The 15,384-nt window shown below is 39.8% G+C and carries 16 protein-coding genes; 8 read left to right on the top strand and 8 right to left on the bottom strand.

Annotated features, from left to right (window positions below):
• Positions 1-13: 13 nt before the first annotated feature.
• From UFO1_RS07175 to UFO1_RS07160, 4 genes are all read right to left on the bottom strand, one after another.
• A complete protein-coding gene (locus UFO1_RS07175) occupies positions 14-826 on the bottom strand; it encodes a 3-keto-5-aminohexanoate cleavage protein (protein ID WP_038669673.1) in 813 nt (270 codons plus the stop codon).
• Positions 827-837: 11 nt separating this feature from the next.
• The gene (locus tag UFO1_RS07170) at positions 838-2,175 is read right to left on the bottom strand and encodes an aspartate aminotransferase family protein (RefSeq protein WP_038669671.1); all 1,338 of its coding nucleotides are present in this window, start codon (positions 2,173-2,175) and stop codon (positions 838-840) included.
• A gap of 122 nt (positions 2,176-2,297) precedes the next feature.
• The gene (locus tag UFO1_RS07165; protein ID WP_038669670.1) at positions 2,298-2,957 is read right to left on the bottom strand and encodes a 3-oxoacid CoA-transferase subunit B; all 660 of its coding nucleotides are present in this window, start codon (positions 2,955-2,957) and stop codon (positions 2,298-2,300) included.
• A 1-nt stretch (position 2,958) separates the two neighbouring features.
• Complete coding sequence (locus UFO1_RS07160; RefSeq protein ID WP_038669668.1) at positions 2,959-3,612, bottom strand: CoA transferase subunit A; 654 nt, start codon at positions 3,610-3,612, stop codon at positions 2,959-2,961.
• 183 nt (positions 3,613-3,795) lie between these two features.
• Between UFO1_RS07160 and UFO1_RS07155 the strand changes: the two genes are divergently transcribed.
• Positions 3,796-4,686, top strand: a complete 891-nt coding sequence (locus tag UFO1_RS07155) for a LysR family transcriptional regulator (RefSeq protein ID WP_038669666.1) — start codon at positions 3,796-3,798, stop codon at positions 4,684-4,686.
• Positions 4,687-4,803: 117 nt separating this feature from the next.
• Here UFO1_RS07155 and UFO1_RS07150 read toward each other — a convergent pair whose 3' ends face one another.
• Positions 4,804-6,054: a metallophosphoesterase family protein gene (locus UFO1_RS07150; RefSeq protein ID WP_038669664.1), complete on the bottom strand. Its 1,251-nt coding sequence runs from the start codon at positions 6,052-6,054 to the stop codon at positions 4,804-4,806.
• A 265-nt stretch (positions 6,055-6,319) separates the two neighbouring features.
• Between UFO1_RS07150 and UFO1_RS07145 the strand changes: the two genes are divergently transcribed.
• From UFO1_RS07145 to UFO1_RS07120, 6 genes are all read left to right on the top strand, one after another.
• Entirely contained in the window at positions 6,320-6,874 is a 555-nt protein-coding gene (locus UFO1_RS07145) for a TetR/AcrR family transcriptional regulator (RefSeq protein ID WP_038669662.1), read from the top strand.
• 111 nt (positions 6,875-6,985) lie between these two features.
• The gene (locus UFO1_RS07140) at positions 6,986-8,008 is read left to right on the top strand and encodes an HlyD family secretion protein (protein WP_201771060.1); all 1,023 of its coding nucleotides are present in this window, start codon (positions 6,986-6,988) and stop codon (positions 8,006-8,008) included.
• Positions 8,005-9,168, top strand: a complete 1,164-nt coding sequence (locus tag UFO1_RS07135) for an ABC transporter permease (protein WP_038669660.1) — start codon at positions 8,005-8,007, stop codon at positions 9,166-9,168. The genes UFO1_RS07140 and UFO1_RS07135 overlap by 4 nt, the downstream gene beginning before the upstream one ends.
• Positions 9,165-10,319, top strand: a complete 1,155-nt coding sequence (locus UFO1_RS07130) for an ABC transporter permease (protein WP_038669658.1) — start codon at positions 9,165-9,167, stop codon at positions 10,317-10,319. Before UFO1_RS07135 ends, UFO1_RS07130 begins: the two co-directional genes overlap by 4 nt.
• Before the next feature lie 165 nt (positions 10,320-10,484).
• Positions 10,485-11,090 (top strand): TetR/AcrR family transcriptional regulator, encoded by a 606-nt coding sequence (locus UFO1_RS07125; RefSeq protein WP_038669656.1) that lies wholly within the window; start codon positions 10,485-10,487, stop codon positions 11,088-11,090.
• Positions 11,091-11,130: 40 nt separating this feature from the next.
• Positions 11,131-11,886: an SDR family oxidoreductase gene (locus tag UFO1_RS07120; RefSeq protein WP_038669654.1), complete on the top strand. Its 756-nt coding sequence runs from the start codon at positions 11,131-11,133 to the stop codon at positions 11,884-11,886.
• Position 11,887: 1 nt separating this feature from the next.
• Here the strand turns inward: UFO1_RS07120 and UFO1_RS25680 are convergent, their stop codons facing one another.
• Complete coding sequence (locus UFO1_RS25680; RefSeq protein ID WP_256380533.1) at positions 11,888-12,157, bottom strand: EamA family transporter; 270 nt, start codon at positions 12,155-12,157, stop codon at positions 11,888-11,890.
• A gap of 9 nt (positions 12,158-12,166) precedes the next feature.
• Positions 12,167-12,787: a DMT family transporter gene (locus UFO1_RS07115; protein WP_236639352.1), complete on the bottom strand. Its 621-nt coding sequence runs from the start codon at positions 12,785-12,787 to the stop codon at positions 12,167-12,169.
• Between the two features lie 141 nt (positions 12,788-12,928).
• On the opposite strand from UFO1_RS07115, the gene UFO1_RS07110 reads away from it, so the two are divergent.
• On the top strand, positions 12,929-13,816 hold the full coding sequence (locus tag UFO1_RS07110; protein ID WP_038669652.1) for a LysR family transcriptional regulator: 888 nt from the start codon (positions 12,929-12,931) through the stop codon (positions 13,814-13,816).
• Between the two features lie 162 nt (positions 13,817-13,978).
• Here the strand turns inward: UFO1_RS07110 and UFO1_RS07105 are convergent, their stop codons facing one another.
• Positions 13,979-15,358, bottom strand: a complete 1,380-nt coding sequence (locus tag UFO1_RS07105; protein WP_038669650.1) for a tyrosine phenol-lyase — start codon at positions 15,356-15,358, stop codon at positions 13,979-13,981.
• Positions 15,359-15,384 lie beyond the last annotated feature (26 nt).

Raw genomic sequence — 15,384 nt, 5'->3', positions numbered from 1 at the left:
TTTATATTATATTTTACTCTATCCCCCATATTTTTTTAACATCTTGTGGCGTAGCTATTTCTCTTCCCATACTTTGTGCAATGCTAGCAATTCGTGCTACTAACGCCACGTTTGTTGCTAAAATACCCTTACGATAATATACGTTATCTTCAATACCTACACGCACATGGCCTCCTAATGCCATAGCCATAACGGATAGATTTACATGCTGGGGCCCAATGATGGAAACACTCCAGACTGCATTGGGCGGTAAACTTTCAAAGAGGAAAAATAAATTTTTTGGGGTTGCTGGTAAAGAGCCTTTTACTCCTAATACGAAATTAAATAGTAAAGGTCCTTTGATCAAGCCTTCCTTTTGCAAACGGACAGCATTGTTAATCATTGCTACATCGAATACTTCTATTTCTGGTTTAATATTTTTTTCAAGCATGGTTTTTGCCAGATATTCTACAAGCTTTGGCTCATTAGCATTAATGCTTGTGGGAAAATTAGATGACCCGGATGACAAACTAGCAGAAAGCGGATTTAACTCTAGGGCTTCTGCTCTCGCCTCCCCTGATTTCCCCCCCCTTGCGCCAGTAGAAATTTGTTTTACAATAGGGCATCCCGCCTCATCAAGCAACCGTACAGTTTTCTCAAAATATTTTACATCACAAGTTGGAACTCCATCTTTGTCCCGGGCATGAATATGAGCTACAGCAGCCCCCTTTTCATGACAAGCAATTATATCCTTAGCAATTTCCTCTGGCGTCAGAGGAACATGAGGATTCATGTCCTTCGTTGGTACATTCCCCGTCGGTGCGATTGTGATAATCAGTTTTTCCATTCTACTCACCTCTATTTTATTGTTCCAATATTTTCATCAAATTCTATAAATCCAGCCACCATGCCTTCGATTAATTCGTCTGCTTGGTCTTTCGTGATAATCAGCGGTGGCGCAAGAAGGAACTGATCCCCATTTACTCCATCGGCATTACCATTACCAGGATATACAATTACCCCATGCTTCAGTAATGTATTTGTTAGTTTTTCTGCCATACCCATTTTAACGGGGAAAGGTTCTTTCGTTGCTTTATCCCTTACAATTTCCACACCAAGCATCAATCCCTTACCCCGCACATCTCCCACATAAGAGAATGGCAATAATTTTTCCTTTAATTGTGACAGTAAATATTCTCCAACAATACGGGAGTTATCTACCAGTTTATCTTCTACCAAAGTTTGAACTACTGCTAACGCAACCGCTGCCGATAAAGGATTTCCACCATAGGTATGTCCATGAACAAATACGCCTGAACCTTGCTTAAAAGCATTGTAAATTTCTTCTTTTGCAATGACAGCACCTAAGGGTGAATATCCGGCACTCATACCCTTCGCGGCACAAATCATATCTGGTACAACTCCCCAATCTTCAATACTAAACATAGAGCCCGTCCGTCCAAAACCAGCCATTACTTCATCAGCAATAAACAAAATATCATAATGATCGCAAATTTCTCGAATGATTTTAAAATAATCCTTATGGGGAACAATAGCACCACAGGCTGCACCACCTACAGATTCTGCAATAAAGGCAGCAACATGATCCGCTCCTTCCATTTTAAGCGTCTGTTCCAAATCAAGAGCACAATCCACATTACAAGTCTCTTGGCATTTACCAAAAGGGCAACGATAGCAATACGCTGGCGCAATATGAGGAAAATTTAAGAGTAGTGGTGTATATTTTCCACGCCTTTTATCACCCGTCATAGACAAGGATCCAATGGTATTGCCATGAAAACTCTTCCAACGAGAAATAATGCGATATTTCCCTGTTTTGCCATCTCGCTCCATATAATACTGTCGTGCCATCTTTAGTGCTGATTCTGTCGCTTCCGAACCACCAGATACCAAATATAACTTACTCAAGGAACCAGGTGCTAAATCTGCGATCAAGTTCGCCAATTCCTGTATAGGCGTAGATGTCCAGCGGGATAAATGACTAAAAGCCACTTTCTGAGCCTGTTTTACCAGGGCATCGATAATCCCTGGATGAGCGTGACCTAAGTTGGATACAGCCGCACCTGAGCAAGCATCAATATACTTCTTGCCCTCTTTGTCATACAAATAGATCCCTTCTCCACGGTCCACCTCTAGATAAGTTTTATTTACATTACGATAAAATACATGACTCATCTTACTCTTCACCCTTCTCTTTTATTCATTTACTATTTCATTCTATTTCACTCGTTGCCACACCCTAGCCCACCAATACACGAATAGCCAGTCCATTTGCCTCACGGCCCTTAATCTAGTTATTAGTAAGTAAGAATCCTACTGTTCGGTAAAATCAATCTCGCTGCCGTAGACGAAATCACGTCTTCTAAAGTTGTGTCTTCTGCTATTTCACGAAGGTAGAGTCCGTCTGCACGGACAGCAATAACGGCCATATCTGTTACAATCAAATCGACTTGTGCCTTTGCCGTAAGAGGCATCGTACATTCCCTAACAATCTTTGGTGAACCATCTTTATTCCTATGTTCCATGGCAATAATCACTTTTTTTGCACCTACTACTAAATCCATGGCCCCCCCCATTCCAGTGACCTTTTTCCCCGGCACCATCCAATTTGCTAAATTCCCCTGCTCATCTACTTCTAACGCGCCTAATACAGTGGTATCCACATGTCCCCCGCGAATAATAGCAAAAGACATGGCACTATCAAAACAACTGCCATTAGGTAAAATACTTGCTGGTTTTCCTCCAGCATTAATAATGTCTTTATCTTCCATTCCCTCCTCGGGTTCTAACCCAATACCCAAAAAACCATTTTCCGAATGCAAAACAATTGAAACATCTTCCGGTAAATAGTTGGCAACCAGGGTTGGTAACCCGATACCCAGATTCACTACATCACCATTGGCAAACTCTTTCGCTACTCGTCTGGCTATTCGAACACGTCTTTCTTTTTCCGTCATGCTACCTCCCCTCCTTGACCAAAAAGTCTACAAAAATTCCTGGTGTCATCACATAGTCAGGATCAATTTTCCCTACAGGAAGAATCTCCTCCACTTCCGCGATGACAATTTTTGCAGCAGTCGCCATAAGTGGATTAAAATTTTTAGCACAACGGCGATACACCAAATTCCCGCTTGTATCTGCTTGATACGCTTTTATTAAAGCAACATCCGCAAATAATGGGTATTCCATAAGATAAGCCTTATCACCAATGATAATTTCTTCTTTACCTTGTGCTGCTACTGTCCCTACTCCTGTAGGAGTTAGAAATCCTCCCAGACCAGCCCCAGCAGCTCGAATTTGTTCGGCAAGTGTCCCTTGGGGTGTCAAAACAACTTCCACATTGCTCGATTCCATGCATTGACTATAATCGGGATGTCCACCTACATAAGATGTATACACCCTGGCTAGCTGGCGATTGTCCTGTAGCCTTCCAATTCCTTTACCAACAAATCCTGTATCATTTGAAATTAAAGTCAATTTAATAACACCTTTTTCGACTAACGCTTGCACAAGTCCCTCTGGTGTGCCAACATTCAAAAAACCGCCAACCATTATTGACATTCCATCTCGAATACGCGACACAGCCTCTTTGGCTGTGCAAATCTCTGCCATGCTTTTTCCTCCATACTTTTATTAAAATTGCTCCTGATGGCTTAGAAGGAATAGATCCAACCACTCCTTAAAAATCTCTATAGACTTTCATTTACTGATAGTGTATCATTTTATTATTCTTACTAGAAATGATTATTTTATATGACATTAATCATTTATAATGATGACTCAGGAGGTATCTCCGTGGAATTACGCCAACTACAGATTTTTTGTGCTGCCGCCCAAACATTAAACTTTACAAAAGCCGGTTTAAAATTAGGTTATGCTCAATCCAATATAACAGGGCAAATTCGCCAGCTTGAGGAAGAATTGCAAGTCAAGTTATTCGAACGTTTGGGGCGAGGGATTCAACTAACGAACGAAGGGAAAAGCTTCTTACAAAATGCAACAAACATATTAGAGTTATGCGAAAAAGCGAAAGAAGAATTGTCACCGCAAGTTTTCCGCGGAATAATCAACATTGGAGCAGCTGAGACACTGTGCGTATATCGTCTTCCCCAAATATTGACTGAATACCGTAAACGATATCCCCTTGTTGAAATCCGCGTCCAAACAGAAAGTTGCGAGAATCTTTATGAATTAATCAAAGGTAATCATATTGATATCGCCATGGTACTCACTGACAGGATTAAATCCCATGATATGGCAGTACAAACACTCCATGATGAATGCATGACACTTGTAGCAAGTCCTCTTCATAAACTAGTGAAAAAGAAAAGCATCAATCCCAGTGATCTTTCTGATGAATGTCTAATCCTCACATCCCCAGGCTGCGGATATCGGCCTCTCATTCTCTCTGTCTTTAAAAAGCATGAGGTAAAACCAGGATCGATGATGGAACTCTCCAGTGTAGGAGCAATAAAAGAATGTACGATCTGTGGATTGGGAGTTGCTATTTTACCGAAAATCTCTGTTAAAGATGAATTGGAAAGAGGAAAACTAATCGAACTGGATTGGACAGGACCCAAGTTCGATGTAAAAACTCAATTAATCTATCATCATGAAAAATGGCTAACACCTGCCTTGAAGGCTTTTCGGGAGCTTTGTAGTTCTATGACAAAGTTATCCTTTTAAATTACAATAAAGAAAGTGGGAGGGCACCTAAGGGTACCCTCCCACTTCTCTTTATCTTTCTCAAGCTCTTCATACCACTACTTCATCCAGTACTTCTTCTCATTTACTCCTACTTATTTAATCAGCTGTTTTCTCCCATGTATCAATAAGTTCTCCATTGAGCTTGAAGGCTTCTATCTTCAGACTGTGGTTATTTACCGCTACTGTCAAATAGTTTGGTTGTTCCATAGGATTATAATATACCGTATTCCAATTCTTTCGCAGGGCGCGGCCAAAGGTTTTTTTACCGCTTCGCCCAGTCGTAATATAAACTGGGCCATCCCCCTTTTCATCCGTCCATTTATCACCCACCATGGGATAAGAACGAGCATATATGTGGTCATGCCCGGAGAATACTACATCTACATGATAGTTTTCAAACAGCGGTGTGAAGGCATCACGCAGATCTTCATCCCCATCGGAAGGGCGATTATGGTGTACTGGACGATGAATAAAAACTAGCTTCCAGCGTTTTTTTGTCGCCGCTAAATCTTTTTTCAACCACTCTTGTTGAGAAGCCAACATCTCTGGTACCCACTCCGCCTCCTCTTGCAGTTGACTATCGAGGATACTGAAGTGAACATTACTGTAATCAAAAGAATATACTTTACCTGCTAAATCTTTTGGTCCATTGCTAGGAAGTCGAAAAAAACCTGTATAAAGAAGGGGCTGCGCAATTTTCCACTCTGTCGTATATGTTTCATGATTGCCCATCACTGGCATAACGGGAATGGTATTAATCACACCTTGACCAGCTTGAAACCAATCATTCCATTGATCATAAGAGAGGCCAATATCAACTAAGTCTCCGATATTCATCATGAAAGCAACATCAGGATTTCTTGCATAGGCAGTCTTTAAAGTACGTTGCCATAGCTCATAAGAATTTCCCTGAGAATCGCCAAACAGTAAAAAACGAAAGGATTCTACCTTAGCTGGCGCTGTGGTGAAGGTATGGTATGAGCTCCAAAATAATCCGTCACCCACTCGGTACTGATAACGAGTGGCTGGTTCAAGATCAGTCAACTGTACTGAATGAACCGTAATCATGCCTCGATCAGTTGCCACCTGCTGCGTTGTTCCCTCCCTAACAGAGTGAAGAGTATCTGTTACTTTCGTATACTCCACCCGACTGCCACTGCTATATCGACCTGTCTGCCAGGTAATCGTCTGCGTTGATGCTGGCATTCCAGTAAAGGTAAGAGCTATATTCCTTGGAAAAACTACCAAACTAGGCGGCAAAAAGCAGAAGGCTAATATTACAGCCAATATAGCGGCTCCCACTACAACTTTTCGTGTAGTAAAAAACTTTAGTAACTTTCGTATCATTCTTTACCCCTTTTCTCTCAAAGCATATCCTTAATAACCAGTCTCCTCTGTTATACTTCCCATACCTTATTATACTATTTCTAAATAACTCTAGTAATAATATCCATACTTTTTTAACTATTAAGTATAAGTGAGAATTTAAAATAGGTACGTATTATCTGATTTTTTCTTATTGACAAATACAAATAAATGCCATATCATGGGGTTTGTAATTACAGTACCGGATTGGTCATTTCCAGTACAAAACTTTATGAGGTGATTATTTTTGCGAAACCGAATTATTATGGCTACCGTGGAAGAAATCAATTTACGGGGCTTCAAATTTACCATGAGTGACCTCACAAGGCGGCTTAGCATCAGCAAGTCATCGTTATATGAGCATTTCTCCTCCAAGGACGAACTCATTGGTACTATTCTAGATATTGTTTTGAATGATTTCCAAGAGCAAGAGGAAAAAATCTATAGTTCTAATTTGCCAATCATTGAAAAACTACAGGCTTCGTTAACCATCACACCGAAAACCTTCGAACCATTCCATAACCGTCTGTATGATGACCTTCGCCTGACCTATCCAGAAGAGTGGGAAAGAGTAGCCAGTTTTCGGAAAAAGCGAATGGAGCGGCTAGTTACCCTGCTCAGTCAAGGAATGGAGGCTGGCACTATCCGGCACATACATCTTGGTGTTCTCCAGCAACTGCTCACTAGTACCATGAATGATCTCACCAGCTACCGTTTTCTCGCTGAAAATAATATGACTTATCTCGATGCCGTAGCTGCTATGTTAGACATCTTAATCAATGGATTACAAGACGGAGAATAGATACCCCATTTAAAACGCGCATAATGCGCGCTTTAAATGTACTTTTCTGTACTATAAATACTTTTTTAGTACTTTCGGTACAAAAATTTTAATTAAAGGAGAGATTTTGATATGATTACCACCAAAAACACCACTTTTATGCGTTGGTTAACCTACACAATACTTTTTCTCTTAACTGTTACAACACTTACTGGTTGTGGCAGTAATGGGACAGCCCCAGAAATCTGGGGCCGAGGAGAAGCCAAAGAAGTAGATATTAATTCTAAAATCCCGGGACGGGTCGTCAGCCTACTCGTCAAAGAAGGCGATAAAGTAACCAAAGGGCAAGTACTAGCCCACATTGATAGCCGAGATATTGTCGCCCAGGCCAATCAAGCTCGAGCTAATATTAAGGCCTTAGATGCACAAACAGCTCAGGCAACCACAGTTACCCTACTACAGGATCAAACTGCAAAGGCAACGCTACATACCGCGCAAGCGCAATTAGAAAAAGCAAAATCAGACTTAGCCCTCGCCGAAAGTGATAATAACCGCTTTGGTGAGTTGGTAACATCTGGTGCTATTTCCCAACAATTATTTGATACTTACCATACAAAATACCAAGTGGCTCAAGCTGCTTTTACCCAGGCAGAAGCCAGCATCGCAGCTGCCCAAGCTGGACTTTTGCAAACTAATGTCAATACTGCCAATGAAGAAGCCATGCGTAGCAAAGTAGATCAGGCCAAAGCTACCTTGCAGCAAGTGGAAGTATCTCTAGATGAAACGGAAATACGCGCTCCCTTTGATGGTATTATCACTGCCAAGTATGTGGAAGAAGGCACTATGGTATCCCAAGGCATGCCTCTTGTAGCCATACAGGATCCTTTAGATAATTGGGTTAATCTGAAAGTGAAAGAAACGGATTTATCCCGTTATTCCATTCAACAGTCCGTGAATCTACAAGGTCGTGACAGCAACCTCATTTTGTCTGGAACAATTGTCGATATTAGCAAAAAAGCGGAGTTTGCCACTTACCGAGCTACTAGCGAACGTGGTGATAACGATATTATTACATTCAATGTCAAAATTCAAGTTAACTCTGATAAAATCCGTCCCGGTATGCGTTTCAAACTAATGAACGGTGGCAAATCATGAATTTGAAGGAAATTATATTTTTAGAAATACAGGCGCTATGTCGGCGTAAATCGCCTACGATTTTGCTACTCTTTGGCATACCAATACTCTATAGTTTTCTTTTTGGTTCTGTCTATAGCAATAATGTTATCAAATATGTGCCTACCGTAATCTACGATCAAGACCAGACAGCGGTAAGCCGAGCATTAATCCAAGCCTATACGGACTCGGAGCGCTATAAGGTGGTCACCCAAGTAACAACCCAGGAAGCCATGGAGCAATCTTTGCGGGAGAGCGAAGCGTTGGTCGCCATCTCCATTCCGCCCAAGTTTGCGCAAAATATCAAATTAGGTATGGGCTCAGAAGTTTTAATCGAGACTAATTCCACCAATAACATGTTTGCCAATACCGTTATTTCTTCCAGTCAAGAGATCATTCAGACACTTTCGGTGGCAACTGGTCAAAAATTGTTGGAAGGGATCAATCAACAGCCTGCCCAAGCCCTGCGATTTATCGCTCCTGTTAAATTAGGGGTTAGGATTATGAATAATCCTACCACATCCTACACCAATTTTATGCTGGCTGGATTAATGGTGAATGGTCTACAACTTGCTATTTTATTAGTAGCAGGTCCTCTCATAGCTAAAGAATATAGCCAGCTTGGCCACTGGCAGGGTACTTCAGCTGTGTCTATCATAGCAGGCAAACTGCTGTCCTGCTGGTTATGCTCAATGGGTGTCTTTATTGCATGTTTGGGTGCCATTACTGTATTCTTTGATGTACCTTTCCGCGGTAATCCTGCCACTATTTTATTACTGGGCAGTGCCTTCACTTTTCTTGTGATTAACCTTTGCTTTTTCTTTTCTTCTATTGCCCGCAACGAAGTCAGTGCGTTGCAAGTACCACTGCTCTATATCATGCCAGGGCTTTTGTTTAGCGGTCTCAGTTGGCCCCATTTGGCAATGAATGATTTCAGCCGAGTCTTTTCTTCCCTTATGCCGCTAACTTATATCGTAGATACCCTGCGTGACATGTTACTGATTGGTTACTCACCAACTTTGCTGAAAAATATATTTATCATGTTTACTAGTGGCAGTGGTCTCTGTCTAGCTACCATGTTTATTTTTTCTCAGCGTCGGAAAAAAATTCAATACCAACTAGCAAAGGAGGTTCCAATATGAATTGGTGGCATATTTTCAAGCGGGAAATTAGACAAATGTTTTTTACTGATCGCCGCCGAGCTATCTTTCTTTTCGGAGCCTCCCTGGCTTATCTGATTTTATTCAGCCTGCTGTATGGCACACATACGGTAAAAGCTGTCCCCTTAGTTATCTACGATGAGGACCAAACCCAATTCAGCCGTTTACTCATTCAAGCATTCGATGATTCGGAACGATTTCAAATTATTGGCTACGTCACAACACAAGATGATATGGAAGATGTGCTTCACGAAAAAGAAGCTTACGCCGCTATACACATTCCAGAAAAGTTTGCACAAGAAGCTAAATCCGGACGTTCATCTACCGTTCTCTTAATGGCTGACGGCGCTAATATTATCATTACCAGTACGGTAACCGGTGCTGCTCAGGAAATCATCGCCTCATTTTCCAAAGAAGTTGGAGCCCGACTTTCCGAAACAAATGCTGGACAACTGCCTCCCATGGCACTGGATAAAACGAGTCCTATTGATTTGCGCTTACGAGTACTCAACAATCCAACCCAAAGTTATCTATCCTTTTTTGTTTTAGGATTATCTATGGCTTCTTTCCAACAAGGAGTTTTTCTCGCAATCGGGGCAAGCCTCCTAAGCGAATATCAAACACCAGGTGACTTAAAGAATGCTCACCCGTTGCATATTCTGATTGGCAAATTACTGCCTTACTGGATTTTAGCGACACTCGCCTTTTTCATTACAATAATTATTGCCATTGACCTCTTTGGAATTCCTGGTAAAGCATCGTTTACAAGTCTATTGTTATTATCTGCAAACTTTATCTTCGCTGCCATCGGTTTTAGCGCATTCATTGCTTCTATTTGCAACAATGAGCTAACTTTTACGAGAATATCAATCGCCTATACCGTTCCAGCCTTCATACTATCTGGCTACACTTGGCCACAAGAAGCTATGGATACAATCGGAAAGACACTCTCTTACGCCTTACCCTTAACATACTTCTCTAACACTGTCCGAGAATTAATGGTTGCCGGTTACTCCCCTTTTCTTTACCATAATAGTTTTATTCTGTTTCTTTTTGGACTTGTGTTCACTAGTATCGCAACGTTATGTTATATCCGGAAAATAAAACAAATCCATAATACAGCAAATTCTTAACAATAAGACCCTGATCACAAACTACCCTTGCTCTAGTAGAATGACAAGGGTAGTTTGTTAAGGTCAAATAAGTAATTTTTTAACTTTTCGTATCTTGACTTTTATTTAATTACATATTATACTTTTTGTAACATGTAATTAAATGAAAAAAGGATATGATTTTTTTTGGCAAAGACTGGATTAACATCTGAAGAAATTAAAGAAAAAGCATTACAAATAACCGAAGAAAAAATTCGTTATCATGGCTTCGAAAAATTTCGCCTGACAGACCTTGCAAAGGAACTTAAAGTGAGCCATGCAGCTCTTTACAATCATTTCAAAGATAAATCAGCACTACTTGATGCCATCTCTGAACGCTGGTTAACGCAAATGGATAACATTTTAGAATGTATTACAAAAAAAAAGACATCTCCAAGTAAATTAATCATAGAATGGTTTTTGAAATATCACGAGCTTAAAAGAGAAAAAGTTTTAAAGGATCCTGAACTTTTCAAGTCTTTCAATATGGCTGCTGAATTAGAGAAACCTTTTATTTTGAACCATTTACATAACATTAACCAGCAACTTTTAGATCTTGTTGAACTAGCAGTTGAAGCTGGAGAAATCAACGGAGAATCACCTGTAAAACTGGTTGAAATTTTATTAGAAGCTACCGTATCTTTTCACCATCCGCGTATGGTGTTGGATCACAAGGACGAAAAGCGTGAGCTGCTGTTGCAGAAAATAGTTGAAGTATTGCTTAGTGGTCTCACATCAAACGCTACCCAATGAATCCTATAAAAAAATGATAGATTGGAAAGGAGTATTTAAAATGAATCAGATTCAAGGAAAAAACCTGGCTGGAAAAGTGGCTTTGGTAACAGGTGCATCGCGAGGTATTGGTAAAACAATTGCAGAAGAGTTGGCTTTAAATGGAGCAAAGGTTGTTATTAATTATGCCAGTAATTCGGAAAAAGCCGCCCAAGTCGTTGCTAGTATTAAAGACAAAGGTGGAGAATCAATAGCCATCCAAGCTGACATTAGCCGAGTTGCAGAAGTGGAAGGTCTATTTCAAAAGACAATTGAAGCCTATGGGAAAATTGATATTTTAGTCAATAACGCTGGTATTATGCTCACAAAACCGATTACGACGATAACAGAAGAAGACTTCGATAAGATTATGGCTATCAATGTGAAAGGAACCTATTTTGCCTGCCAACAAGCAGCTAAGCACATGAACACAAACGGACGAATTATCAACTTTTCCACTTCGGTTGCTGGTCATATGTTTCCCACGTACAGCGTCTATGCAGGTACAAAAGGAGCCGTTGAACAGTTCACCCGTCAACTAGCAAAAGAGTTCGGACCAAAGGGAATTACAATCAATGCGGTTGCACCAGGTCCCGTTAACACAGAACTTTTCACCACAGGAAAAACCAACGAGCAAATTGATGGCATTCGCAAAATGAACGCCTTTGGTCGCCTTGGTGAGCCCAATGATATTGCAAGTGTAGTCTTATTCTTAGCAAGCGAACAATCTCAATGGGTTACAGGCCAAACAATACGGGTTAACGGTGGTTTTATATGATCTAGGTTTTAAGAGACAGACTTGTTTTTTTGACAGTTTGAAAAAACAGCTTTTTAAGATCGACCTCCGCGTTTAACACACTGAACAGTATAATAGCTGCCCCCAGGTAACCTCTCAGGGAAAGGGCTTCATCGGCAAAAAGAAATGCGAAGATTGCTGCAAAAACGGGCTCTAATGAAAAAATAAGACCAGTATGTGTAGGGGTTGTATGGTTTTGTGCTACTGTTTGAGCAACGAATCCTATGGCACTACACAAGATACTTAAGGCCAAGACAGAATATCATGATTCGGTTGTGCTTGGGAGTGCCGTCTCTTCCATACTCAGAGAGAATAATAAACCTAAAACCCCAGCAAAGCCAAGTTGCAAAATTCCTAAGGTAATCGAATCCACATTTCTAGTAAGTGCCCCAGTAACAATGATGTGAATGGCATATAGAGCAGCCCCTAAAATACATAGAAAATCCCCTGCATTCATGGTCAGTTGGTTATTTAATGTTAATAACCCGATACCGATGATTGCTAAAAAAGCACTGAGAAAAACTCTTTTCTCCGGTGCTTTTTTTAGAAATAGCGCCGAAAATAGGGGTACAAATATCACTGTGAAGCTGACTAAAAAACCAGCATTAGAAGCAGATGTAGTTTTTACGCCAAAGGTTATAGAGGCAAAAACCAAAAATAAAATTAAACCTAAGATAAATGCATATTTGATTGTTTTATAATCAACCTTTGCCAATCGTTTATAAAAGACGATTCCAGCTAAAATGAAAGCAATACTAAATCGTAAGGCGATTAAATTAAATTCTGGAATGGAATGAAGCCCCATCTTCATGAACAAATAGGAAGACCCCCAAAATATCGTAACAATCAACATCATTATATCTGCTTTTACTTGCGTATTCATTACTAACCTCCTGCCCTCTGGCTAATTCAGATTTGATCATTACCTTGCTTAAAAATAAGTATAAATGTATACTTAATATTATAAAAGCGAATGTTTATAATGCATTACATGAAAATAATTCATACTTCTAGGAGAATGAAAATGACGTTGTTCAAATACGAGGTCTTTAATAAGATTGTTGAATTAGGGAGTCTAACGAAAGCGGCTGAGGCACTGAATCTTACACAGTCAGGAATTAGTCATGGTATTTCCAGCCTTGAATCTGAGTTTGGCTTTTCTTTACTTACGAGAGACCGTTCCGGTGTAACTTTAACAAGTAACGGAGAACATGTATTACAATATGTTCGGGAGGTTTTACTCCGAAATGAACAACTTAAAGAAAAGATAGGAGCAATCAATGGACTGGAACTTGGTACCGTGCGAATTGGAACCTTTACGACTGTATCTACCCAATGGCTGCCCGAAATCATAAAACGATTTCAAAATCAGCATTCTTCTATAAACATAAAATTATTTGAAGGTAATTATGATGCTATTCATGACTGGATCGCAAATAGTACAACTGATTTTGGCTTTGTCTCTTTGCCAACAGTCAAATTTTTTGACGTAGTTCCCTTAACAAAAGACAGAATGCTTTGCATCTTACCCACCGATCATCCATTGAGTCAGCAAGATACAATTTCTTTTGATCAAATTGGGCAAGAGCCTTTTATTATGCCTAAGTGGGGTAATGATCATGACGTAAGACGTATCTTAAAAGAAAATCAAGTAATCCCCAACGTCAGGTATGAAGTGGCAGAAGATCAAGCGATTATAGCCATGGTACAAAATGGCCTAGGGATCAGCATCCTTCCCGAAATGGTTTTATGTAATATCCCACAAAATATTCGTGCCATAAATTTAGAAAAAAATCATTTTCGCAAGATAGGAATTGCAACATCTTCTTTGAAAACCATTTCGCCTGCTGCAAAAAAATTTATTGATTTTGTTCAAATTTGGCTAACCGAGCAAAATTTATTAGATTATTAAAAAGAGACAAAGAAAGTAAAAAGGTGATTTCTGTTTAACACAGAAATCACCTTTTCAGTTAACTAATTCCTTCTTTAATATTTTACTTTAAGATGTTTAAGCTACTTTTTAAGTTAGCTTAAAAACGGTTATCGAGAAATTTGGCCTTTTGCCCTGCCTTATTTACTTGAGTGGTTTAAAGCGTGCAGTGAAAAAGCGTAATACTGGTGGTTCATAAACCATTTCCAAGCCGCAAATTTTATCCCGATTTTGATATAGATCAATAACCGCTTCAGCAACCACATCCATATGAGCGTAAGTATACACGCGACGAGGAATTGTCAAACGTACTAATTCTAATTTAGGATAGTGATGTTTACCTGTTTTTCCATCCCGACCTGCGGATACGATACCACGCTCCATGGAGCGAACACCTGAAATCGTATAAAGAGATGCTGCTAGTGCTTGAGCAGGAAATTGATCTTGAGGAATATTAGGTAAAAAGCGTTTGGCATCTAAGAAAACAGCATGACCGCCGATTGGTTTTACAATAGGGACACCTGCGGTATCTAACTTATTGCCAAGGTAGCGAACTTGTTCAATACGATGCTTAATATAGTAGTAATCAACAGATTCCCGCATACCACGGGCCATCGCTTCCATATCACGACCCGCTAATCCACCGTAACTTGGCATTCCTTCAAATAATACCACCATTTGTTTTGCCTTTTGAAATAAATCTTCATCATTCAAGGCTAAGAAACCACCGATATTTACTAAACAATCTTTCTTGCCACTCATGGTAGCACCATCACCATAGCTGAATAGTTCCTTTACAATTTCAGCAATCGATTTATCTTTATAGGCTTCTTCTCGTTCTTTAATAAAATATGAATTTTCGATACAGCGAGTGGCATCAAACATAACTTTAATACCATGTTGTCTTGCAATTTTACTAACTGCACGAGCATTTTCCATACTGACAGGCTGACCACCAGCCAAGTTTACAGTCACTGCCATGCAGATATACGGAATTTTATCAGCACCAACACGATCAATTAAATCTTGCAGTTTTTTCAGATCAACATTTCCTTTAAATGGCTCTTCATTTTCCGAATCATGAGCAGCATCTACAATAATATCTACGAATGTAGCGCCATTCATTTCTTGATGAGCCCGAGTTGTAGTAAAGTACATATTGCCAGGTACATAATCTCCTGGTTTAATAGCAATTCTAGATAAAATATTTTCTGCACCACGTCCCTGATGAGTAGGAACAACATGTTTGAATCCATAAAGCTCCTGAACTGTTTTTTCTAATTCAAAGAAGTTAACACTTCCAGCATAAGCTTCGTCACCGAGCATCATACCAGCCCATTGATTATCACTCATCGCATTTGTGCCACTATCTGTTAACAAATCAATATAACACTCTTTAGAATTAAGTAAAAATGTATTATAGCCTGCACGTTCAATCGCAACTTCTCTTTCTTCCTGTGTTGTCATTTTAATTGTTTCCACCATTTTAATCTTAAAAGGCTCGGCCATATACTTACGCTCCATAATAATGATCTCTCCTCTTACTATTA

The organism is Pelosinus sp. UFO1, assembly GCF_000725345.1.
Classification (GTDB): Bacteria; Bacillota; Negativicutes; order DSM-13327; family DSM-13327; genus Pelosinus.
The sequence above is the reverse complement of the archived record's forward strand: the minus strand, read 5'-3'. Positions and strand labels throughout refer to the sequence as shown.